The 23480-nt window shown below is 40.2% G+C and carries 19 protein-coding genes and 1 riboswitch; of the genes, 16 read left to right on the plus strand and 3 right to left on the minus strand.

The window, feature by feature from the left end:
* Positions 1-55 precede the first annotated feature (55 nt).
* The 5 genes from J7E77_RS14460 to J7E77_RS14480 all read left to right on the plus strand — a co-directional run bounded on the left by J7E77_RS14460 (position 56) and on the right by J7E77_RS14480 (position 6942).
* Positions 56-1591, plus strand: a complete 1536-nt coding sequence (locus tag J7E77_RS14460; RefSeq protein WP_214715255.1) for a long-chain-fatty-acid--CoA ligase — start codon at positions 56-58, stop codon at positions 1589-1591.
* Between the two features lie 210 nt (positions 1592-1801).
* The gene (locus J7E77_RS14465) at positions 1802-2947 is read left to right on the plus strand and encodes an acyl-CoA dehydrogenase family protein (RefSeq protein WP_214715256.1); all 1146 of its coding nucleotides are present in this window, start codon (positions 1802-1804) and stop codon (positions 2945-2947) included.
* A 14-nt stretch (positions 2948-2961) separates the two neighbouring features.
* On the plus strand, positions 2962-4119 hold the full coding sequence (locus J7E77_RS14470) for a thiolase family protein (protein WP_214715257.1): 1158 nt from the start codon (positions 2962-2964) through the stop codon (positions 4117-4119).
* Between the two features lie 138 nt (positions 4120-4257).
* On the plus strand, positions 4258-5832 hold the full coding sequence (locus tag J7E77_RS14475; RefSeq protein WP_214715259.1) for a fatty acid--CoA ligase: 1575 nt from the start codon (positions 4258-4260) through the stop codon (positions 5830-5832).
* 15 nt (positions 5833-5847) lie between these two features.
* A complete protein-coding gene (locus J7E77_RS14480) occupies positions 5848-6942 on the plus strand; it encodes a CaiB/BaiF CoA transferase family protein (RefSeq protein ID WP_214715261.1) in 1095 nt (364 codons plus the stop codon).
* Positions 6943-7119: 177 nt separating this feature from the next.
* On the opposite strand, the gene J7E77_RS14485 is transcribed toward J7E77_RS14480, so the two are convergent.
* Positions 7120-7764 (minus strand): HAD family hydrolase, encoded by a 645-nt coding sequence (locus J7E77_RS14485; RefSeq protein WP_214715263.1) that lies wholly within the window; start codon positions 7762-7764, stop codon positions 7120-7122.
* 225 nt (positions 7765-7989) lie between these two features.
* Here J7E77_RS14485 and recQ point away from each other — a divergent pair, with 225 nt between their 5' ends.
* Entirely contained in the window at positions 7990-10122 is a 2133-nt protein-coding gene (gene recQ / locus J7E77_RS14490; RefSeq protein ID WP_214715264.1) for a DNA helicase RecQ, read from the plus strand.
* Positions 10123-10278: 156 nt separating this feature from the next.
* Here recQ and J7E77_RS14495 read toward each other — a convergent pair whose 3' ends face one another.
* Positions 10279-11079, minus strand: coding sequence for a formate/nitrite transporter family protein (locus tag J7E77_RS14495; RefSeq protein WP_214715265.1), 801 nt, complete (start codon positions 11077-11079; stop codon positions 10279-10281).
* Positions 11080-11295: 216 nt separating this feature from the next.
* On the opposite strand from J7E77_RS14495, the gene yfkAB reads away from it, so the two are divergent.
* The gene (yfkAB, locus tag J7E77_RS14500; protein ID WP_214715266.1) at positions 11296-12414 is read left to right on the plus strand and encodes a radical SAM/CxCxxxxC motif protein YfkAB; all 1119 of its coding nucleotides are present in this window, start codon (positions 11296-11298) and stop codon (positions 12412-12414) included.
* A gap of 53 nt (positions 12415-12467) precedes the next feature.
* Here yfkAB and J7E77_RS14505 read toward each other — a convergent pair whose 3' ends face one another.
* Positions 12468-13643, minus strand: coding sequence for an MFS transporter (locus J7E77_RS14505; protein ID WP_214715378.1), 1176 nt, complete (start codon positions 13641-13643; stop codon positions 12468-12470).
* A gap of 276 nt (positions 13644-13919) precedes the next feature.
* Positions 13920-14027, plus strand: a riboswitch (SAM riboswitch).
* 129 nt (positions 14028-14156) lie between these two features.
* Here J7E77_RS14505 and J7E77_RS14510 point away from each other — a divergent pair.
* The 9 genes from J7E77_RS14510 to J7E77_RS14550 all read left to right on the plus strand — a co-directional run bounded on the left by J7E77_RS14510 (position 14157) and on the right by J7E77_RS14550 (position 23437).
* The gene (locus J7E77_RS14510) at positions 14157-15272 is read left to right on the plus strand and encodes a sugar ABC transporter substrate-binding protein (protein WP_214715267.1); all 1116 of its coding nucleotides are present in this window, start codon (positions 14157-14159) and stop codon (positions 15270-15272) included.
* A 69-nt stretch (positions 15273-15341) separates the two neighbouring features.
* The gene (locus tag J7E77_RS14515) at positions 15342-16844 is read left to right on the plus strand and encodes a sugar ABC transporter ATP-binding protein (RefSeq protein ID WP_374102975.1); all 1503 of its coding nucleotides are present in this window, start codon (positions 15342-15344) and stop codon (positions 16842-16844) included.
* Between the two features lies 1 nt (position 16845).
* Positions 16846-17850: an ABC transporter permease gene (locus J7E77_RS14520; protein ID WP_214715269.1), complete on the plus strand. Its 1005-nt coding sequence runs from the start codon at positions 16846-16848 to the stop codon at positions 17848-17850.
* A 120-nt stretch (positions 17851-17970) separates the two neighbouring features.
* Positions 17971-18201, plus strand: a complete 231-nt coding sequence (locus tag J7E77_RS14525) for a hypothetical protein (RefSeq protein ID WP_088085742.1) — start codon at positions 17971-17973, stop codon at positions 18199-18201.
* Between the two features lie 205 nt (positions 18202-18406).
* Positions 18407-19396, plus strand: coding sequence for an SIS domain-containing protein (locus J7E77_RS14530; protein WP_214715270.1), 990 nt, complete (start codon positions 18407-18409; stop codon positions 19394-19396).
* A gap of 68 nt (positions 19397-19464) precedes the next feature.
* Positions 19465-20757 (plus strand): ABC transporter substrate-binding protein, encoded by a 1293-nt coding sequence (locus J7E77_RS14535; RefSeq protein WP_214715271.1) that lies wholly within the window; start codon positions 19465-19467, stop codon positions 20755-20757.
* Between the two features lie 74 nt (positions 20758-20831).
* Entirely contained in the window at positions 20832-21713 is an 882-nt protein-coding gene (locus J7E77_RS14540) for a carbohydrate ABC transporter permease (RefSeq protein ID WP_214715272.1), read from the plus strand.
* Entirely contained in the window at positions 21706-22599 is an 894-nt protein-coding gene (locus J7E77_RS14545; RefSeq protein WP_374102976.1) for a carbohydrate ABC transporter permease, read from the plus strand. Before J7E77_RS14540 ends, J7E77_RS14545 begins: the two co-directional genes overlap by 8 nt.
* A 16-nt stretch (positions 22600-22615) precedes the next feature.
* Positions 22616-23437, plus strand: coding sequence for a PfkB family carbohydrate kinase (locus J7E77_RS14550; protein ID WP_214715273.1), 822 nt, complete (start codon positions 22616-22618; stop codon positions 23435-23437).
* The last annotated feature ends 43 nt before the right edge of the window (positions 23438-23480 follow it).

The following is a 23480-nucleotide window of genomic DNA, read 5'->3' on the forward strand; positions in this document are numbered from 1 at the left end:
TGGCACAAAAATTGCATGAATATTGAGGGAAGTCTTTTTGAAGGAGGATTCTTATATGAATATCGGAAACCTTTTAGCGCAAAATGCCCGCAAATTTCCTGAAATACTAGCCATCGAATGTGAAGGACGAAGTTATACGTATCGCCAATTTAATGAAGAAGTAAATAGACTGGCAAACGGCTTATTGGTCCAGGGGGTAAATAAGGGTGACAAGCTGGCAATGATGATGAAGAATTCCGATTACTTTGTCTTTACGTTTTTTGCCGCTGCCAAAATTGGGGCCGTTGCCGTACCTGTTAACTTTCGTCTAACTGCATCAGAGGTTCACTATATTTTAGACCAATCCGATACGTCTTTCGTTATGTGTGATAAGGAGTTTGAACAAATAATCACAACTGCCAAACAAGGCACGGAAACCCGGTTGGTCATTACAGTTGGTGACGCAGAAATAACTGGATACCATTCGTATGAAAGGATTTTATCCAATAATCTAAATGAGCCGGATGTTGAGGTTTCCGAGCAGGATGATTTAGAAATTCTCTACACATCGGGGACAACCGGCCAGCCTAAAGGTGCTCTTTTTGATCATAGTCAAATTTTTAAAGTAGGGATTGCTGTTGTTATTAATATGGGGATTAGACAGCATGAACGAATTCTCCACCTCGCACCGCTGTTTCACTCAGCGCAGTTAAACTTGTTCCTTATTTCTGGGGTGGCACTTGGTGCTACTCATATTATTCATCGCGACTTTCATCCAGTTAAAACGCTCCAGGCGATTCAAGAACATAAAATTACCCATCTTTTTGCGGTTCCAGCTATGTATAACTTTCTACTCCAAGTTCCCAATGCAGCAGATTATAATTTATCTTCTATTAAAAGAGTCGGATACGGGGCTGCGCCAATGGCACCGGAACTGGTCAAAAAAAGTATTCAGCTCTTTAAAACCGATCAATTCTATAACCTTTGCGGCCTAACTGAAGCAGGGCCTGGAGGAATTCTCCTCGATCCAGAAGGACATAAACATCACCTTGGCAAGGGTGGGAAACCTATTTTCTTGACGGAAACAAGGGTTGTCAATGAAGAAGGTAATGATGTATTACCTGGAGTGATCGGTGAATTTATTGTTCGCAGTGACATGGTGATGAAGGAATATTATAAAAAGCCGGAAGAAACGAAGAGCACCTTGAAAAATGGCTGGCTCTATACCGGAGACTTAGCGACGATTGATGAAGAAGGTTATATCACGTTAGTTGATCGTAAAAAAGACATGATTATATCAGGCGGAGAAAATGTTTACTCCGTTGAGGTTGAAGGTATTCTTTTTGAACATCCGGACGTCCTCGATGCGGCTATTATTGGTTTGCCCGATGAGGTTTGGGGAGAAGCAGTCTGTGCGATTATTGTGCCAAGGGAAGGTGCAGTGATAGATGAGAGGGAATTGAAGAACTTCTGTCGTCAAAAACTAGCAGGCTATAAAGTTCCAAGGCAAATTTTTATAGAAGAGCAGCTGCCGAGGAACGCTTCTGGGAAAGTATTGAAGTACCAGCTTCGTCAGAAGATGAGAGAGGTGGGAAGCGGTAAATTGAACTAAGAAAACAATAGTTGGAAATTAATTTCCAATAAATGTCGTAAAGATCGTGAAATTGGTAGTAAGTGCCCAATAATATGTAGTAAGTATCTGAAAATATGTCATAAGTGCCCAATAATATGTAGTGAGTATCAGAAAATATGTAGTAAGCTGAGGAATTATAAAAAAAACACAGATAGAAAGCGCTTCCAATTGAAAGTGAGGTAATTTAACATGAAACATCCATACTTAAATGAAGATCATGAAATTTTTCGCAAGTCATTGAGAAAGTTTTTGGACAAAGAAGCATATCCCTTTTATGAGCAGTGGGAGGAGGACCGGATGATTCCGCGTTCCTTCTGGAAGAAGATGGGGGAGCAGGGGTTTCTTTGCCCTGATATTGATGAAAAATATGGCGGCAGTGAGGTCGATTGGGGATTTGCGGTCGTCATTAATGAAGAGTTGGAACGAGTGGGCTCAGGCTTAATTGGGATTGGCCTCCACAATGACATTGTCGTCCCCTACATCACCGCCTATGGGACAGAAGAGCAAAAGCAGCGCTGGCTGCCGAAATGTGTTACCGGTGAAATTATTACAGCGATTGCAATGACAGAACCGGGCACAGGATCTGACCTGGCCAACATCAAAACAACGGCAAAATTGGATGGAGACCACTATATTGTTAATGGACAAAAGACATTCATTACCAATGGAATTCAATCGGACATCATCGTTGTTGCTGTTAAAACGGACCTAAATGCGGTACCAAAGCATAAAGGTGTTAGCCTCCTCGTCATCGAGAGAGATGCCCCTGGTTTTTCACGTGGAAGAAAGTTAAACAAAGTCGGTCTCCATTGCCAGGATACAGCGGAATTAATCTTTGAAGATTGCCGTGTACCGAAAGAAAACCTGCTGGGGGAGGAAGGTAATGGTTTCCTTTATTTAATGGAAAAACTCCAACAAGAACGGCTTCTTGTCGCAATTGGGGCGCAAACTGCCTCAGAAGTCATGCTCAAAATGACGATGGACTATGTAAAAAGCAGAGAAGCGTTCGGAAAACCAGTCAGCCAGTTTCAAAACACCCAATTTAAAATAGTCGAAATGGCAACCGATATTGAAATGGGTAGAGCCTTTTTGGATCAATTAATTGCCGAGCATATTGAAGGGAAAAACGTAGTAACGAAGGTCTCGATGGCGAAATTTAAGCTGACCGATATCGCCAAGAAGATTGCCGCAGAGTGTATGCAGCTCCATGGCGGCTATGGATATATGGAAGAATATGAGATTGCGAGACGATTCCGTGATATTCCTGTTTCCAGCATCTACGCAGGTACCAATGAAATTATGAAAACGATTATTGCGAAAAATCTAGGATTATAGAGAGGAAGATGACTATGCGTGAAGTAGTAATTGTTGAAGGAGTACGTACACCAGTAGGAAGAAGAAATGGCGTGTTAAAAGATATCCGTCCGGATGACTTATCAGCCCTGACATTAAAGGAACTAGTCAATCGAGCAGGGATCGACCCAGCGCTTGTGGAGGACGTTATTTGGGGTTGTGTTACCCAAGCCGGCGAGCAAGCAGGCGATATTGCAAGAGTTGCTGCGTTAATTGCCGGCTTCCCAATCGAAGTCCCGGGGACAACAATAGACCGCCAATGCGGCTCAAGTCAACAAGCTGTGCATTTCGCTGCTCAAGCGATCCTTGCCGGTGATATGGACATTGTGATCGCCGGCGGTGTTGAAAGCATGTCCCGTGTTCCGATGGGTTCAAACTACAAAGGGGCTGAGGAACCTTTTAGTCCAAATTTAAGGTCAAAGTACGAAATGATTCATCAAGGATTGTCGGCCGAGCGGATTGCGGAAAACTATGGCTTTACCCGTGAAGCGCTGGATCAATTTTCCCTTGAAAGTCATCAAAAAGCACTTAAGGCACAGGAGGAAGGTTATTTTTCAAGAGAAATCTTCCCAATCGATGTAAAGCTTCCTGACGGTACAACAACTGTCATCAAGGATGATTCTGGTCCGAGAAAAGGAACCTCTATAGAAGCATTGGCAGGTCTCCGCACTTCCTTTAAAGAGGATGGAGTGATTCATGCCGGAAACTCCAGCCAAATAAGTGACGGGGCAGCTGCCTTATTACTCATGTCGCGCGAAAAAGCAGAAGAGCTTGGTCTAAAACCGCGCTTCCGTGTTCACACACGCGTGGTGGTTGGCTCGGATCCAACTTTGATGCTGACAGGACCAATTCCGGCTACACAAAAGGCACTAGAAAAGTCTGGCTTATCAATCGATGATATTGATGTGTTTGAAGTCAATGAAGCCTTCGCCTCTGTTCCGCTGGCTTGGCTGAAGGAGATTGGTGCAGACCCAGCAAAACTAAATCCAACTGGCGGAGCGATTGCCCTTGGTCATCCGCTTGGCGGCAGTGGGGCGCGTTTAATGGTGACAATGATGCACGAACTTGAGCGGACCGGCGGGCGCTACGGATTGCAAACCATGTGCGAAGGCCACGGAATGGCAAATGCGACGATTATTGAGCGGTTAAACTAAGAGTTATTTAGATTCGCTGGTTGACCATCAATATTCGCTGATTGGCCACAGGAATTCGCTGATGAACTATAAAGATACGCTGATAAACTAGCAAAACATACGAAAGACCATAAAAAGTTCAGTAATGGAGGCGATTCAATGACGACGACAATCGGGAAAATCTTTGATTTGACGGTGAAAAAGTATCCGAACAAACAAGCCATTTACGATGTCAGAAAAAATGTCCGGTTTACTTATAAGGAATGGAGCGAACAAGTAAACCGGCTCGCCAATGCCCTCTTAAAAGAAGGCGTTCAAAAAGGCGATCGTGTTTCCACCTTCATGTTTAATACCGAAGAATTAGGGACAGCATTTTTCGCCTGTGCGAAAATTGGTGCGATTTTCAATCCGATTAATTTTCGCTTGATGCAAGAAGAAGTTGCCTATATTCTTTCTGATGCCACCCCAAAGGTTGTTCTTTTTGAAAAAGTATTGGAACCTGTTATGTCAGCGATCGCCAATCGCTTCGACAAGACCTCCTTCTGGTTTATTGATGACGAGGCCCCAGCGTATGCTGCTTGTTATCAGGAAAAACTGGCCGCTTCATCAACCGAGGGCGTTCAGGCGGACGTAAAGGAAACCGATCTATATGCGTTTATCTATACCAGCGGGACAACGGGAAGACCGAAAGGAGTTATGCACACCCACCGCAATATGGTAGACCAAAGTGTATTCTGTATTGCCTCATGCAAACTTAGAGTGGAAGACGTTGGTCTCGTAACTGCACCAATGTTTCATTGCGCTGAACTCCATTGTGCGTTCCTGCCAAGGATTCATGCAGGAGCAAGTAATGTCATATTGCATCAATTCAATCCAAAGGCGATCCTCCAATTGATCGAACAAGAAAAAATCACGAAATTCTTTGCAGCGCCAACCATGTGGAACATGCTCCTACAAGAGGACCTAAGCAAATATGATCTATCCAGTCTGAAGCTTGGTTTATATGGTGCGGCGCCAATGGCTCCATCACTCGTTCATGCACTCCATGACAGCCTAGGAATCTCATTAATTCAAGCCTATGGAATGACCGAAATGGGCCCAGCCATTACTTTTCTATCAGAAACGGACCAACTGAGGAAAGCAGGTTCGGCAGGGCAAGCAGCCTTGAGTCATGATATTCGGGTTGTTCGCACTAGAGAAGACGGCCCCTCGGATCCAGATGATGTCGTTCCAGTAGGTGAAACCGGAGAGATAATTGTTCAAGGACCATGTATGATGGCCGGTTATTTCAAACGAGCAGAAGCGACAGAAAAAGCATTGTATAAGGGTTGGTACCATTCCGGAGACATTGGCTATCTCGATAATGATGGTTACCTTTATGTTAATGACCGTGTCGATGACATGATTATCAGTGGCGGCGAAAATATCTATCCAAGGGAAGTCGAAGACCTCTTGCATGCCCACCCAGGTGTCCTTGACGTGGCAGTAGTTGGCCAGCCAAATGATCGGTGGGGCGAGACTGTAACTGCCTTCGTGGTAAAAAAGGATCTGAAGGTAACTGACGAAGAACTGGATATACACTGCAAAAACAGCAATCAGCTTGCCAATTACAAACGCCCGAGGAAATACATTTTCTGTGAAGCGCTGCCTCGAAATGCCAGTGGGAAAATCATGAAATTTGTCTTGAGAAAACAACTGGAGGAGCTATTTACCCCAGGTACTACAAATTCGTAAAAGAGGGTACTTACTATGTTAAAAGGTATAAAAGTCATTGATTTCACGAACTACTTGCCGGGTCCCTTCGCAACCTTACGATTGGCCGAATTGGGTGCGGAGATTATTAAGGTGGAGCCTCCTGAAGGAGATCCTGCCAGGCATACGGGGATTTCTAAGCAGGGAAGCGGGCTTGTTTTTCTCGCTAACAATCGTCAGAAAAAAAGTATCACCCTTAACTTGAAGGAGCATGAAGGAATCGACACAGCGCGGAAATTAATTGCAAACGCGGATGTGGTTCTCGAAAGCTTTAGACCAGGTGTCATGGAGAAGCTCGGGTTAGGATATGAGGCGGTTCAAAAGGTAAAGCCTGATATTGTCTACTGCTCTATTTCGGGTTACGGGCAGAAAGGTCTGTTAAGTAAGCTAGGGAACCATGACCTTAATTATATGGCATTAAGTGGGGTTTTAGCCCAATTCAAGGATAAAGCCGGCAAACCTGTCCATCCGTCGATTACGCTTGCCGATTATATAGGCGGTTTTGCGGCTAATGAACGGATATTGGCCGGGCTCGTTTCGAAAGCGTTAACAGGAAAAGGAAGCTATCATTCTATTTCGATTACTGACCACCTGGTGTCATTATTGGGGAATCATGTCATGGTTGAGAAAGAAACCGGGGCGGGAACTGGCATTAATGTTCTTAATGGAAGCATCATTTCCTACGCCTTATATGAAACGATGGATGGACGTTACATGAGCATTGGTGCACTCGAACCAAAGTTTTGGAATAATTTTTGCAGGGCTCATGGTCGTGAAGAGTGGACTCAGGAACATTTTTCTCAAACGAATGATTCTAATTCTGTTTTTCTAGAGGTCATTGCGCTTTTTAAAAGCAAAACCTTCTTTGAGTGGATTGAATTCGCCCAAAAGGTAGACTGCTGTATGGCTCCTGTCCTTGAGATAGGGGAATTAAACGAGAACCCTTACTTTCAAGAGAAGGAGCTCATCTTTGCCTCTTCTTGGGGAGACTATCAAGTTAAAATGCACAGTGACTTAGATCAGGAATCCATCACCCCTCCGCCTCAAAAAAACGAGCATAAAGACGAGATATTGAATAATATTTTGATATAAAAGGAGAATTTAGACTGCCCTAGGATAATTTGGCAGTCTATTCTTTGTATAGATTGTAATAGCACCTTACAATATGAAAACATTAATGTATAATAATGGTATAATCGCTCTCCGTGTTTCCTTTATCTCAGTTGGAGCGCTCCAGTCCATACGCCGCTAAACGGGCGCCTCCGCTTTTTAATTGATTTGTTTTAAGCTAAAGTCAACAAAGGACTCTGAACGAATGGTTTTTTCGTGAAAGGTTAAAAATGATGTAACCTGATTCGGGATAACGATGCATCTCATCCCTGCTTCGATTGCAGCCAAGGCTCCATTAAGTGAATCTTCAATTGCTAGTGCCTCTTGCGGCTCAACCTGAAACTCCTCTAAAGCCTTTAGATAAAGGGCAGGGTCAGGTTTAACTTTAACTACATCTTCTCGTGTTTTAATGACAGAGAAATAATTCCAAAGCTTAAACTGTCTAAGGAATCCTTCGACCCATTCTCTCGATGAACTCGAGGCAAGCCCAATCATAAGCCTGAGCTCCCTAGCTTCCTCTAATTTCTCCACAACTCCCTCACGCACTTCTAAGATTCCCTTTTTTTCTAAGAAGCGCTCATGGGCCAATTTATTTATTTTTTTCGAATCAACCATCATTCCAGTTTGTGCCTCTATGTACTGAAATAATCCTTCATCTGTAGTGCCAATACATTTAGCAAATTCCTCTAGCGGCAATTCAATATTGAACTTCTCTTTTAACAATTCCTCAAATACTTGATACCAAATCGTCTCGGTATCAATAATGGTTCCATCAAAATCAAAAATAACAGCTTTAATTGCCATAGTCTCCTCCATTCTAGTGTACCAATATCACTTCAAGGTAGTTTCATTATAAATTGAATCCCTGCTTCTGTCGCAAAATTAACTAAAAGAATAGAAACAATTTACCAAAGGTTTACTTATTATTATTGATAAATGCTTTTTGAAAATCCAATTACTAGCAGTATAATAGAGTAAGAATATTATTAACTTAATAGGTTCATCTATGTATTGAAAGGAGGAAAAATGTTGTTTGAAAAAGCATTGCCATTACTAGAATCGCACTTCGGTTATAGCTCCTTCAGGACAGGACAAGAGCAGGCAATCCGTTCCGTTTTATCCGGCGAAAACACAATTACTGTTATGCCTACGGGTGGCGGGAAATCCATCTGTTATCAAATTCCTGCACTTGTCTTACCCGGTACCACAATTGTCATTTCCCCACTGATTTCTTTAATGAAGGACCAGGTTGATGCCCTCATTCAAGTCGGTATTCCAGCAACATTTATCAATAGTTCGTTAAGTTTTGGTGAAGCAAATAAGCGAATGCATGAAGCGGCCACAGGAAAATACAAGCTATTATATATTGCACCGGAACGTTTGGAATCACGAGATTTTCTTGAAGACCTATACAGCATGGAAATTCCATTAGTAGCAGTAGACGAGGCCCACTGTATATCACAATGGGGACATGATTTTCGGCCAAGCTATCGCCATATTCAACAACTAATTAATAGCCTGCCGCAAAGGCCAATTGTATTAGCACTTACTGCTACAGCAACACCAAAAGTACGTGAGGATATTTGCAATTTATTGAACATTGATGAAGAGAATACGATTATTACTGGATTTGAGCGGGAAAACCTATCCTTTACCGTTATCAAGGGTCAGGATCGGGATAAGTTTATCAGAGACTATTTAAAAAAGAATGATAAAGAAGCAGGCATAATCTATGCAGCAACTCGAAAGAACGTCGACCAACTTTATGAAAAACTGCTGAAAGCAAACATAAAGGCGGCCCGCTATCATGCAGGGATGGGTGATGTGGAGCGAAACCGTGAACAGGAACGATTCTTAGCAGATAATGCCACTGTGATGGTGGCGACCTCTGCCTTCGGGATGGGTATAGACAAAAGCAATATCCGATATGTCATTCACTATCAGCAGCCCAAAAATATGGAGAGTTATTATCAGGAAGCGGGCCGTGCGGGCAGGGATGGTCTTAAGAGTGAATGTATCATGCTTCATTCCTCACAGGATGTGCAAATTCAGCGTTTTTTAATTGATCAATCCAGTGATCGAAGCCGAATCACACAAGAATTAGCTAAACTCCAGCAAATGGTCGATTATTGCCATACCGAAAACTGTCTGCAGGAATTTATCTTAAAATATTTTGGTGAAACTGAAACAGAGCCTTGTGGTAGATGCGGCAACTGCTTGGATACGAGGACAAGCATCGATGTAACGAAGGAAGCCCAAATGGTGATGTCTTGCGTCATTCGGATGGGGCAGCGCTTTGGTAAAACGATTACAGCCCAAGTGTTAACAGGATCGAAAAATAAAAAAGTAACAGAAATGGGTTTTGACAGACTTCCAACCTATGGAATCATGAAGGATAGGAGTTCGAAGGATGTCAGCGACTTTATTGAATTCTTGATATCACAAGAATTAATCGCGATCGAGCAAGGGCAATTTCCAACCCTATTCGTTTCACCAAAAGGAAAAGATATTCTGTTAGGTAAAGAACAGGTCCATCGCCGTGAAACTGTACAGGTGAAACAAGTGGCCAAGGATGATCCGTTGTTTGAAGTGTTAAGAGAAGTGCGGAAGCAGATTGCCGAATTAGAAAAAGTACCACCATTTGTCATTTTTTCTGATGCTGCCTTAAAAGATATGTGTGCGAAACTGCCGAAGTCTACGGAAGATTTTTTACAAGTAAGTGGAGTAGGGGAACTGAAACTTAAAAAATATGGGCTTGAATTTATTCAAGCTATCCGTACCTTCTGCGAAACAAATGTAGACTATCAAAGTGAGTTGGTACCTGTAGAGAAAGCTCCAAAGAAGCCTGCCAAAAAAGCTGGGGTAACCGATACGCATTTGGAAACCTTAAAATTACACCAGGGTGATTTTTCGATAGCAGAAATTGCTGAACAGAGGGATTTGGCTGTCAGCACGGTGGAAACCCACTTGCTTCAATGTGCGCAACAAGGTTTAGAAGTTGATTTTTCAAAACATATTCCTGATGAATACATTCCGCTTCTGGAAAAAGCCTTGGCAGAAGCTGGCCGTGAGCGCCTCAAACCAATCAAGGAATTGCTTCCTGAGGAAGTAAGCTATTTTATGATCAAAGCCTATGTTTATTTTATTAGCAAAAAGAAATAGTTTGGCAAAAAGAGGGCACACATCAGAGAAATATTAAAATTATCAATATTTTTAGAATATTCCTAATAGTTGTCGATATCCCTGTTATCTTGTTGATATTTCCCCGGGAATTTGTCGATATCACGCCTAATAAAAAGAACAGGGCAGCAATCTAACTTAGCTGCCCTGTTCTTTATCATATTCATCTAAAAATGGCTTATTAGCATAATAGTACATCATCGCCATGAAAACAGCGCCGCCAATCAGGTTGCCAATCGTTACCGGCACTAGATTGTGAATCACTCCACCCCACGAAATCGTCCCTGGATGGTTTAAAACTAAGGCAATGGCAAACGTACACATATTAGCGATGCTATGTTCATACCCGGAAATAAAGAAACAAAAGACAAACAGCATCATCGCAAACATTTTCGGTCCGTCTCCTTTTAACCCCATTGGAAGAAAAAAGGCCATGCAGACAAGCCAATTACAAAGGATTGCTCGGAAAAATAACTCAGTTATTGGAACTTGCATCTTTATTTCCACAACATGAAGTAAAAAGCCGTTAACCTCGGAACTTTCATAAAGTCCCGTTGTAAAAATAATAAAGGCAAAAACCGCCGCACCGAGAATGTTTCCCGCGTAACTACAAATCCATAGTTTTACGACGTCTATCCAGGTCATTTTCTTGCGCAGTGCGGCATAGGTGTAATAAAACGTATTTCCAGTAAACAAATCACCACCGCCATAGGCAATTAAAATGATGGCAGCCCCGAAGGTAAGTGCCGCCATCGGATAGGCGAACGGGTTATCTTTAACATAAAAGAAATTCCCCGTTTTAAAAGCTACAATGACCCCGAATCCAATAAACATACTGGCAAGCGCTGCCCGTAAAATATAACGGAGGATGCTTTGCCGAAAGATTTTCATCTTTTTTAGGGCGAGTTTCTCGGCTTCTCCTAAAGGCTGCATTTCCATGTTTGTCATAACCACCATTCACGAATAGATATTATCCGTTTATTTTTAATCGAAAAGGGCTTAGTTATGTATTAGTGGGTAAATTTTTCATTAAACAAGCTTAGTATAATTACATTTTTTAAAACATAAACTTTTGTAATGGTTAAAAATAGCAATAACATCCGTAATTCAGTTATAATAGAGAAGTTTTTTGAAGACTGATTTTAAGGAGTCATTATGTCAAAATTGAAAAAAATTACCCCTTCGTATGATCCATGGGAAGCCTATTTAGATATTGAGCAATATGGAAAGCCTCAATTAACCAATATTGAATTCACCACGACGACCCTTTGTAATATGCGTTGTGAGCATTGTGCGGTAGGCTATACACTCCAAACAAAGGATCCGCAGGCGCTTCCTCTTGATTTGCTCATACAAAGATTAGAAGAAATCCCGACGCTTCGATCACTTAGCATTACCGGAGGAGAACCGATGTTATCCTTATCCTCGGTAAAAAATTATGTTGTACCGATTTTAAAATATGCCCATGAGCGCGGAGTACGGACGCAGATTAATTCTAATTTAACCCTTGAATTAGATCGTTATGATCTAATCGTGCCTTACTTAGATGTTTTACATATTTCTCATAACTGGGGGACGGTCGATGATTTTGTCGAGGGCGGCTTTGCAAGAATGGACCGTAAGCCAGAATATGAACAACGGGAAAAATATTTTAAAAGAATGATAGACAATAGTCGTGAGTTGGTTAAAGCAGGGGTGACGGTTTCCGCCGAAACAATGATAAACAAACGTACACTTCCGCATCTGGAAAAGATTCACCGTCAAATCGTCGATGAAATGCTTTGTCAACGTCATGAAGTTCATCCAATGTATCCTAGTGACTTCGCTAGCAATCTTGAAACCTTATCACTACATGAAATTCGTGAAGCGATTCATCATTTACTGGATATAAGAGATGAAAAGGTGTGGATGTTATTTGGTACACTCCCATTTTATGCATGCAGCAGTGAACAGGAGGATTTAGCTCTCTTACAGCGTTTATATAAAAGTAATAATGTAACAGTCAGGAACGATCCTGATGGCCGTTCACGACTGAATGTTAATATTTTTAATGGAGATATAATTGTGACTGACTTCGGCGATACACCGCCACTAGGAAACATTCAAACTACAAATCTTTTAAATGCTTATGAAACCTGGCAGAATTCATCCATTGCAAAGGAATTAAGTTGTCATTGCCCTGAGGTCAAATGTCTTGGTCCAAATATTTTAGTGAAAAATAGCTATTATCAAGATTTAGACTTCATCAAACAACATAATCAAATAAAAATATAAACAAAACAAAAGGTCCAACAGAAGGGCCTTTTGCTTTGCAGATCGTTAGGATTTTAAACCGTATGTTTCACCAGTTTTGGATGGCGTTGCATGGAAACATACAATATGATCCCACTTAGTATCAATAACGCACTGGTGCAGATAAACACAGCAGAGAATCCAAAGTAACCAGATATAAATCCGCCCAACATTGGACCGATAATATTTCCAAGAAACCTTAAACTCGTATTGTAGCCAAGAACTTCGCCTTGCATTGTAATCGGTGCTTCCTGACGAATGTATGCCACCCGAACAGGAATTATCCCGCCAATCGTGACACCCAGAGCAATACGGATGATAACCAGCTGCCAAAAGTTCGAAACAGCTGCACCTGGCAGGTAGACAATTCCTGCTAAGAAAAGAAGAATAATAAGAATTTTAAAATAGCCGTACTTATCAGCAATTTTCCCCCAATTTCGTGACATCAGTAAATTTCCAAGTCCAGCTGCAGAAAAGGCAATCCCGGAATAAAAGGCAACATTGGTTGGTCCATGCAAGTCGCTAACGAATAGAGACAAAATTGGCTGGATGCTGAAATGGGCGATCTGGACAAGGGCAGAGATGAGTAAAACAGTTAATAGTACCGGATTGCGGATAATATGTTTAGCCACTTCTCGGCTTGAATAGTGGGCTTTAGTTCCTTTTATCGCTTCAATCATAAATTCCTTTGTGGTGATGACGAGAAGAGCAGAGATGAAAATGGAAATCGATGTCCACTTAAAGGTAGTGGAGTAGCCAAGCGAATCTGCAAGTATTCCACCTAACATAGGTCCTAATAAAGAACCTGTAATACTGCCTGTTTGCAATGTTCCAAGTACGCGTCCCGCAATCTCCTTTGGCGTTTGCGTAGAGATAAAGGCTTGTGACATCGGGATAAAACCTGAAAAGAATCCCATAAAAAACCTGAGGAGTAATAACTGCCAAACGGAATGGACAAAGCTCATGAGAAAAATGGATATGCCCATCCCTAATCCGGAAATGATGAGGATTTTTTTTCTTCCATAGCGGTCGCCAATTTTACCCCAAATCGGGGAAAAGAGGAAGGCAGAAACAAACGTAATCCCAAACGTGAACCCTGACCAATGTTGGACATATTTTTCCGAGAAATCTCCAAATGTCTCAATGTACAACGAGATGAACGGCATAACCATCGTCATACTTCCGGCGACAAAGAAATTCGCAAACCACATGATGATTAAATTACGTTTTGCTCGTTCCTGTTGAATCACTATAAATAACACTTCTTTCTAGAGTGTATTTCGGTTCTCTAAATATTATCATACCGAAATTTCTGACAATTTTAAAGAGATATCCCCTTTATATAAAATTGGGAAATACAATTACTTATATTCAAAGGGCTTGACAGATTGGGAATAATAACTATATTAGAAATATTCAAAACACTATTGACAACTTGTTAATAGGAGACTAAAATCTAATTTATTACTTTAAATGAATAATACGTTCTCTTATCAAGAGTGGCAGAGGGACTGGCCCGATGACGCCCAGCAACCGTTCCGTTTGGAATTGGTGCTAAATCCTGCAAAACAATTTATTGTTTTGAAAGATAAGAGAGGAGTAGTCCCTTAATTTGTGATGAAACCTCTCTTTTCTGGAGGGGTTTTTTATTTTTATATAAAAACAAACCTTTCCAATCGGAGTAATGGAGTATTGATAAGAATCTAAAAGGGGGAGCTTTAATCATGAAAAGAAATATCTTTAAATGTACACTCGTATCAGCATTAGCAGCAACACTCTTACTCACAGGCTGTGCTTCTGAGGGAGAAAAAAAACAAGAAAGCGCTCATAAAAAGGTTTCACTTGAAGGTGTATCTGAAAAGTTTACAAGTGGTGATCCGTTAAAAATCAAGGTTATCCGTAAAATTGGCGGTGATGATCATACTGCCCAATTCTTAGCAGGTGCAAAAGAAGAGGGAGAAGCCCTAGGTTTTCAAGTGGACGTGTTTACCGCAAATGGTGACACAGCTAAGTTCCATGATGCTATTAATCAGGCATTAGACCAGGATTATGATGGATTTATCATTTCTCATGGTGACGATGATGCGACTGTTAATGATGTAAAAAAGATAGTTGAAAAAGGAAAAAGTGTAGTTACATTTGACTCCAATCCAAATATTGCGAAGCTTGATGGAGTAACGCTTACTTCACAGGATGATGAAGCCTTAGCAACTTTAGCCCTTGATCAACTCGTAAAGAATACAAAGGGTAAAGCAAATATTGCCTACCTATGGGTCGACGGTTTCCCTGCAATGGTTAGACGTAATAAGGTTTATCAAGAAGTCCTTTCAAAAAATCCTGAAATTAAAGAAGTGGAACGCTTTGGTGTGGCTGCGGCAGATACAAGTGTACAAACACAAAACGCAGTTGCAGCCATGTTAAATAAATATCCAAAAGGCAAACTGGATGCCATATTTGCTACTTGGGATGCATTTGCAATCGGTGCAGCACGAGCTTTGAAAGAAGCGGGACGTGAAGAAGTGAAGATTTATGGAATCGATGTTTCCAATGCGGATCTGCAAGAAATTCAAAGAAAAGGCAGCGCTTGGAAATACACAGCAGCTGTCGATCCGAAACTTATCGGCGCTGTTGATATGAGAATACTCGCGAAAAAGCTTGCAGGTGAAGAAACACCACAGACCTTTGATTTAGATGCTTCACTTGTTTCACAAGAAAATCTTCTCAAAGCAAAAGAGCCTGTAAACATGGTTAATCTGGCAAAAATTATCCCAGGCTGGGGTCAATCGACTGCATTTGAGGAAGAGTGGATAAAGACGTTAAAGAAGCATTATAAAGAATAGTCAGCATATAACTAGACACTCTCTTTTTCAATAGATGAAGAGAGTGTTTGCTTACGGGGGATGATTTTGATGAGATCAACTTTGGAGATGAAAAACATCTCAATAGAGTTTCCTGGTGTGAAGGCATTGAATCAGGTCGACTTTTCGATGGAAACGGGAGAAATCCAAGCTTTGATTGGGGCAAATGGGGCAGGGAAATCAACGTTAATGAAGGTTCTCGCGGGTGCTTATGACCACTATACCGGTGAAATAAGGTTAGATGGGAAAAAACTGAAGATTCGTTCTCCGAAAAATGCCCAGGACACAGGAATACAAATCGTTTATCAAGAAGTAGATACGGCTCTCATTCCATATTTAACTGTCGCCGAAAATATTATGCTCCTTGATACAGTCCATAACATGGGGAAAAAGCAATGGATGAAATGGAAGGACCTTCATCAAAAGGCGGATGAAATACTAGCAAGTATGAACATTATGCTTCCGACGAAGAAGCTTGTAAGTGAGTTAACGTTAGCGGAAAAACAAATGATCTTAATCGCTAGGGCTGTTTCAAATCAATGTAAGTTTCTTATTTTAGACGAGCCGACAGCACCATTGAGTCATACTGAAACGACGGAACTATTCCGGATTGTCCGTGATTTAAAAAAGCAAAATGTAGGTGTTATCTTTATTTCCCATCGCTTGCCAGAAATTTTTGAAGTCTGTGATGAAGTTACTGTGATGAGAAACGGTGAATTTGTTGCAAAAGAGCGAGTTACTGATACGACTATCAACAAAGTGGTGGAGCATATGCTGGGTCAAAAATTAGAGGAACAGTTCCCAGAGAAGAATACGTCTATTGGAAAAACGATCCTTGAAGTAAAAGGACTTTCAGATAGAGAGAAAATTAAAGATTTACATATTCATGTTAAAGCAGGGGAAATCATTGGAATTGCCGGTCTTGTCGGTGCTGGAAAAACAGAATTGTGTAAGGCGTTATTTGGCTCTGAGAAATTAACGGGGGGAGACATCTTTCTTCATGGCAATAATTTAAAATTAAAGAGTCCCTATCATGCGGTTAAAAAGGGAATTGCTCTAGTTCCAGAAGAACGGAGAAAGGAAGGAATCCTAGTTCTTGAATCAGTAGAAACCAATTTAACAGCTGCTAATTTAGGTGAATTTTCAAAGAGATTAAGCTTTTTAGATCGAAAAAAAGAAAAAGAAACGGCAAAGCAGTTGATCCGTCGCCTCGGAATTAAGACACCTTCCGAAGAAACCAAGGTACAGAATCTTTCCGGAGGGAATCAGCAAAAGGTCGCAATCGGAAAGTGGCTCGTAGCTGAAGCAGATGTATATATTTTTGACGAACCAACCAAAGGCGTCGATGTTGGCGCAAAGAAGGATATCTTTGAGTTAATCGCAGAACTAGCGAACCGGGGTAAAGCAATTATTTATGCTTCTTCAGAGCTTTCGGAGATTATTGGGATTACTGATCGGGTCTATGTTTTATACGACGGTAGGTCCGTAAAGGAAATTGAAACGAGAGAAACGAACGAAGAAGAACTATTATTTTATTCAACAGGGGGCAGGTAAAATGGAGGCAAATATTGAAGCAAAGAATCAAGTAGCCCCGGCAAAAAGAGTCTTTGAGTTATTTCGATTTTTATATAAATATGGGACGATTATTACGATTCTTGCACTTATTATTATTTTTTCAGTGGCTAATCCTACTTTTATTCAGGGCAGTAATATCATCAATATCTTACGTTCGATCTCCATTGTAACGATTATCGCTATCGGTATTACGATTTCATTGTCTGTCGATGGTTTTGATTTATCGGTGGGATCGGTCGCTTCCTTATCAAACGCCATTGTCATTTCGATGTTTGTTTGGTTTTCACAAAACACATTGGTAGCGGTCATTTCTGCGATTTGTGCTTCCTTAGTAGTAGGAGCAATAAACTCATTCATGATTGTGAAATTAAGAATTCCAGATATGCTGATGACACTCGCTACGATGTTTATTATTCAAGGGACAGCATTGACGTATACAAAAGGGGCCACTGTTTCACAAAACATGGTTATGCCTGATGGCTCGATGGCATCGGGTCTGATCAGTCCTTTTTTTGCAAAAATCGGAGAAGTGCCGTGGATTATTATCATTATGGCTGCGACTGTGATCCTCGTGCATATCTTTTTGAACTATACAAAGCATGGTCGATATATGTATGTGATCGGTGGTAACAAAGAAGCGGCGAGACTATCAGGTATCCCAGTTAATAAATATAAAGTGGCAGCGTATTTGCTTTCGGCTCTGTTTGCCTCCATTGGCGGGATTGTGCTCGCTTCAAGGGTTTTGACATCAGAAATTAACTCGGGTGCTCCCTATTTAATGGATTCAGTTGCCGCTGCCTATATTGGATTTTCAGTACTTGGGGCTGGAAAGGCCAACGCGTTTGGAACATTTGTTGGAGCCGTCCTGATCGGGATTCTCCAAAACGGACTCGTGATGATGTCCGTCCCATATTATGCGATGGATATTGTTAAAGGAACCGTCTTGGCCTTTGCATTAGCAATTACGTATTATAAACAAAAATAATTGAACTATGATCAACCTATCCATTTTGCGGATAGGTTTATTTTTTTTGAAAAACCAGAGTAAAATCTACAAATATAAGTAAGTTTTGAGGAACAATATTTAGAGATAGGAGGGATCTTAATGGAACATTATGAAGCATTTCTGAGAAGTAAGAATTGGGTAGATACCGATTTAGATTCAAGGTATATAAATGTTAATCATCCCTATGCTATCTTAATTTCTGAGGATGAAGGACAAATTACCTTAAGAGGTAACACTGGGTTTGACAATGGGCAAAATGGCGAGGAGATTTTTACGTTTAACTCATTGAAAGAGCTCCAAGAGTGGTTTGAAAACAATATAGGGGAGTAACGAGAAAAAGAAGCCAGGGAAGAACCCTGGCTATTTTGCTTTTTGTCGAGAAATGTCGTTTCATTTTTCTGAAAATTCAATTGACTAGAGTTTAAAAGTATAGTAATTTATATATAACAACATATAACGTTATATAAAGTTGTATGTTGTTTAAAGAGTTTACTAGTGTTCATTCACTAAAATATTTTATCAGGGAGGCAACAAAATGACGACTGAATTAGTAATTGACGTGAAAAATCAAGTGCAACAAGCATTAGCAGAGGTAGAAAAAAGAAATATTTCCAATGTTTTCTTTGTAGCATGTGGAGGATCTTCTGCCATTATGTATCCAAGCAAGTATGTAATTGACCGCGAAGCAAAAGTTCTTGATGCCCATCTTTTTAGTGCAAATGAATTTATCCATCGCAATCATGCAAAACTTGGAAGTAATTCCCTGGTTATTTTGTGCTCGCACTCAGGAACAACACCTGAAACAGTGGAGGCAGCAAAATTTGCTAGAGCAAAAGGGGCATTGGCGGTTTCTTTAACCAATGAGGAAGGATCACCATTGGCACAAGCTTCTGATGTTGTATTGAAGTATCAATGGGGCGAAAAAGCAAGCGCTTTCACAACCAATTATTCAGTACTATATCAACTAGTGTTTGGTGTACTAAAAGTTGTTGAAAATAACGAAAAAGCTAGTTTAGTAGAAGAAAGTCTTGAGAACTTACAAAATGTTTACGAAAAAGCTGCTGCACTCTACCAAACAAAGGCAGAGGCTTTTGGACAACAGTATAAAGATGAAAAAATTATTTATACAATGGCAAGCGGAGCAAATTATGGTGTTGCCTACTCTTATGCAATTTGTATCCTCATGGAAATGCAATGGGTTCACTCACACGCCATTCACGCCGGAGAATACTTCCACGGACCATTTGAAATTATTGATGAAGAAACACCTTTTATTATCCTGCTAGGCTTGGACGAAACAAGACATTTAGAAGAAAGAGCATTAGAATTCTCTAAGCGTTATGGCAAGAAGTTGGTTGTCCTTGATGCAAAAGACTTCGATTTCACTGGGGTTGCAGAGGAAGTACAAGGATACATTGCCCCATTAGTTTTAAATTACGTATTAAGAAAATATGCGGATCAGTTAGCAGAAGCACGAAATCATCCGCTATCAAAAAGAAGATATATGTGGACAGTTGAATACTAAACCAAGATGAAATAACCAATATACTGCAATAATCATAGATATGTATTCCTTTCTGGAGGGGAAGCTTAATGAAGAAGTTATTAATTTTAAGTATTATTTCTATCCTTTTTCTATCGTTTTTTGCTGGCTGTTCTAAGAGTTCTAGTTCAACGAATGGAAAAGATGTGGTTGAACTTAAATTCTTCCACCGCTGGCCGAATCAACCTAAAAAGCAATATTTTGAAAAGGCAGTAAAAGAGTTTGAGAAGGCCCATCCCAATATTAAAATTAAAACGGAAGCCGTCTTGAACGACTCATATAAAGAAAAGATTCGAGTTGTCTTAGGTTCAAGCACCCCTCCAGATGTTTTCTTTTCTTGGAGCGGAGAATTTGCTTATAACTTTGCACGTCAGGGACAATCGCTAGATCTATCGAAGTATGTTGCAGAGGATAAGGCTTGGTCGGACCAAATCATTGCTTCCCAGTTTAACGCCTTCACATTAGATAGTAAAATTTACGGTATTCCGTGGTCGACTGACGGGAAGGCATTCTTTTACAATAAGAAAATTTTCAAAGATTTAAATCTTGAAGTTCCGACCACTTGGTCCCAACTAATTGACGTCTCTAAAAAGGTAAAGGCCGCAGGACTTACTCCAATTACATTTGGAAGTAAAGCACCATGGACGATTTCCCATTATATTGGAACATTGAATCAATTGATGGTGCCACAGGATGTTCTTGATAAAGATTATGATCCCAAAAATCCTGAAGGTGATTACTCGCATCCAGGTTATGTTAAAGCATTAGAGAAATTCATGGAACTGAAGCCGTACTTTAATAAAGGAGTTAACTCTGTAGACCATGAATATTCACGTGAGTTATTTAACAGTGGAAAAGCAGCGATCGGCTTCTTCCAGCTTGCAGAAATCGGGCTTATTGAACCATCTTTAAAAGAGGATTTAGGTGTGTTTAATGTACCAGGTGTGGAAGGTGGAGAAGGAAATGCCAACTCCATCACAGCAGCACCTGAAGGAATCATGATTTCTTCGAAAACAAAACATCCGAAGGAAGCAATGGAATTTGTCAAATTCTTAACTTCGAAGGAAAAAGGTACAGAGCAGTTAAAAGAAGTAAGTGAGTACAGTGCGGTTAAAGGAACAACAACCGATGAAAATGCATCCAAGCTTCAACAGGATGCCATCAATTTAATTGTTAATGCTGAACAAACGTACTTATGGTTTGATACAGCTGTTGATATTAAAATAGTTGATGCTTATTTAAATGGAACACAGCTAATGTTGGACGGCAAGAAAAGTCCAGAAGATGTAATGAAGGATGTCAGAGCAGCAGCAAAAGAAGTTAAGGCGTCTGCAAAAAAATAGGAACCCAGAAAAGGTGGTTGCAAGTTGACCACCTTTTTTCCAAAGATACGCCTGTTAAAAAAAGGGGAGTTATTATGCAAAATACAAACAAGTGGTTACCATACCTATATATTGCACCTTGCTTAATCTTTATGGCCCTTTTTGTTTACTATCCAATTGTTGAAAACTTTTTTTATAGTTTCTATGATTTCTCTGCTTTTTCAGTAGAAAAAACATTTGTTGGCTTTGAAAATTTTCTTAATCTTTTTAAAGATGAAGTTTTTTATATAGCTTTAAAAAATAATCTCTGGTATGCAGTGATCTCGATTATTTTTCAGGTATTTGGCGGACTTATTCTAGCGGCTATACTTGAAGATCCGCTAACACGATTCATTAGTGGATTGTTCCGTACCGTATTTTTCCTTCCAGTTGTCATCTCGATGACTGTCATCGCTTTACTGTTTACATTTGTTTATAACCCGGATATCGGAATTTTAAATGGGCTATTAAATATGTTAGGACTTGAAAATTTAACTAGGGCTTGGCTGGGAGAATCTGAAACCGCTATCTTCGCTGTTATTGCTGTGTCACAGTGGCAAAGTATTGGTTACATTATGATGTTATTTATTGTCGCGATTCAAAATATCCCCCAAGAATTGTATGAGGCAGCAGAGATTGATGGGGCAGGGAAAATTCGTAAATTCTTTTCAATCACCGTTCCACAAGTAAAAGAGATGTTCTTCGTTACGACACTTATTACCTTAACCGGTGCATTTACCGTCTTTAATGAACCGTATATTTTGACAGGCGGCGGACCTGGTAATTCCAGTGAAGTTTTAGGAACGTTACTCTACCATTCAGCTTTCGGTAAAGACCAAATGGGTTATGCTTCGGCAGTTGCCACTGTGATTTTAATCATTACCTTAATTGTTTCCTTGGTTCAGCTGAAGCTATTTAAAACAGGAAAGGATGTTTAGAGTGGAGACAAGCAAAGTAATGGACTACCATCATTCGATCCCAATCACAAAGAAAAATAGGAAGCAAAAGAATGTTGTTAAAAGTCTGCCAATTTTTACAATCCTGATCTTGTATTTTGTAGTGATTGCTTATCCGCTTTTTTGGATGGTAATTAACTCATTTAAGTCCACTCCAGAGATTTTCTCCAGCAGCTGGGCTTTACCAAAAGAATGGCTGTTTTCCAATTATACTGAGGCATGGAACACAGGGATTTCTGGATATTTTGTTAATAGTTTAATTGTTACAGCGACTACCTGCTTCCTAACAGTATTAATAAGTGCACTCGGAGCCTACAGTTTATCTAGGTTTGAATTTAAAGGGAAGAACATCCTATTAGTTTTCTGTATGGGAGGAATGATGCTCTCCCCACAAGTTAGTTTAGTCCCGCTATACAAGCTCATTCAATTATTAGGAATTCATGATACGTATTTTGCAATGATCTTTCCCTATGTTGCTTATCGAATTCCAATCACCATCCTACTGATCAGAGCTGCTTTTCTAGAGGTACCGAAGGAATTAGAGGAGTCTGCCTTTTTGGACGGCTGTAATACGTGGACCATTTTTACAAAAATCTTTGTTCCGTTAAATAAACCGATTTTACTAACTGGTGTTGTGTTAACTGCTTATTATACTTGGAATGAGTTTATGTTTGCGTTAATCTTTGTTGATTCTGATGCATTAAAAACCATTCCTGCCGGATTGATGCAATTTCGGGATGCCCTTCAAACCAATTGGGGAGTTCTGATGGCAGGCTTAATGATTTCAGCTCTGCCGATTATTCTCTTATTTATGTTCATGCAGAAGTATTTTATTAGAGGTTTATCATCAGGAAGTGTAAAAGGATAAGAAGGAGTGGGGAAATATGAATATTATTGGAATAGGCGATAATGTTGTTGACATCTACCAGGATCGTAATGAAATGTTTCCAGGTGGAAATGCTTTAAATGTTGCTGTTTTAGCTAAACAAAGTGGAGCGGAGTCCGCGGCATTTATAGGTATTGTTGGAACGGATGTTGAAGGGGATCATATCTTAGATTCTTTAAACAAGAACTTAATAGATACTAGTCACGTTCGAAGAGCGGTTGGGGAAAGTGGAAAGGCTTATGTTGATCTAAATGTGGAAGGGGACCGAATCTTTATTAAATCAAATAAAGGCGGTGTTCAGGCTAAACTAAAGCTAAATCTATCAGTAGATGACTATGAATACATTAAAACGTTTGATGTGATACATACCAGTATATATAGTCATTTAGAGGAAGAATTGCCATTGCTTAAACAACAATTACCCGTTTCCTATGATTTCTCTAATCATTTTACATCTGAACTATTAGAAAAGGTTTGCCCTCATATCCAGTATGCGTTTATTTCAGGAAGTGATTTTACAGAAATTGAACTAGAAGAGATCTTCCTTAAGATACATGGTTTTGGAACACCGTTTATCATTATCACTAGAGGTTCAAAGGGCGTAATTATGTCTCATGATAACAAACGATACGAACAGGGAATTGAAGAAGCAAATGTGATTGATACTTTAGGTGCAGGGGATTCTTTCATTGCTGGTTTTTTAACCAACCACTTTAATGGGGTTACCCTTGAAGAATCATTGAAGGCTGCGGCAAAAATTGCAGCAAGAACATGTGAAGTGAATGGTGCATTTGGTTATGGTAAACAATTAACTTTCTAAGATAAAAAGGAATGAAAGGGATACCCATTCATTCCTTTTATTT

Source organism: Bacillus sp. ISL-77, assembly GCF_018613105.1.

Bases quoted from the DNA above. Each gene is read 5' to 3' on its own strand.
- J7E77_RS14460 (WP_214715255.1), top strand. From the start codon at position 56: ATGAATATCGGAAACCTTTTAGCGCAAAATGCCCGCAAATTTCCTGAA.
- J7E77_RS14465 (WP_214715256.1), top strand. From the start codon at position 1,802: ATGAAACATCCATACTTAAATGAAGATCATGAAATTTTTCGCAAGTCA.
- J7E77_RS14470 (WP_214715257.1), top strand. From the start codon at position 2,962: ATGCGTGAAGTAGTAATTGTTGAAGGAGTACGTACACCAGTAGGAAGA.
- J7E77_RS14475 (WP_214715259.1), top strand. From the start codon at position 4,258: ATGACGACGACAATCGGGAAAATCTTTGATTTGACGGTGAAAAAGTAT.
- J7E77_RS14480 (WP_214715261.1), top strand. From the start codon at position 5,848: ATGTTAAAAGGTATAAAAGTCATTGATTTCACGAACTACTTGCCGGGT.
- J7E77_RS14485 (WP_214715263.1), bottom strand. From the start codon at position 7,764: ATGGCAATTAAAGCTGTTATTTTTGATTTTGATGGAACCATTATTGAT.
- J7E77_RS14495 (WP_214715265.1), bottom strand. From the start codon at position 11,079: ATGGAAATGCAGCCTTTAGGAGAAGCCGAGAAACTCGCCCTAAAAAAG.
- yfkAB (WP_214715266.1), top strand. From the start codon at position 11,296: ATGTCAAAATTGAAAAAAATTACCCCTTCGTATGATCCATGGGAAGCC.
- J7E77_RS14505 (WP_214715378.1), bottom strand. From the start codon at position 13,643: ATGTGGTTTGCGAATTTCTTTGTCGCCGGAAGTATGACGATGGTTATG.
- J7E77_RS14510 (WP_214715267.1), top strand. From the start codon at position 14,157: ATGAAAAGAAATATCTTTAAATGTACACTCGTATCAGCATTAGCAGCA.
- J7E77_RS14515 (WP_374102975.1), top strand. From the start codon at position 15,342: ATGAGATCAACTTTGGAGATGAAAAACATCTCAATAGAGTTTCCTGGT.
- J7E77_RS14520 (WP_214715269.1), top strand. From the start codon at position 16,846: ATGGAGGCAAATATTGAAGCAAAGAATCAAGTAGCCCCGGCAAAAAGA.
- J7E77_RS14525 (WP_088085742.1), top strand. From the start codon at position 17,971: ATGGAACATTATGAAGCATTTCTGAGAAGTAAGAATTGGGTAGATACC.
- J7E77_RS14530 (WP_214715270.1), top strand. From the start codon at position 18,407: ATGACGACTGAATTAGTAATTGACGTGAAAAATCAAGTGCAACAAGCA.
- J7E77_RS14535 (WP_214715271.1), top strand. From the start codon at position 19,465: ATGAAGAAGTTATTAATTTTAAGTATTATTTCTATCCTTTTTCTATCG.
- J7E77_RS14540 (WP_214715272.1), top strand. From the start codon at position 20,832: ATGCAAAATACAAACAAGTGGTTACCATACCTATATATTGCACCTTGC.
- J7E77_RS14545 (WP_374102976.1), top strand. From the start codon at position 21,706: ATGTTTAGAGTGGAGACAAGCAAAGTAATGGACTACCATCATTCGATC.
- J7E77_RS14550 (WP_214715273.1), top strand. From the start codon at position 22,616: ATGAATATTATTGGAATAGGCGATAATGTTGTTGACATCTACCAGGAT.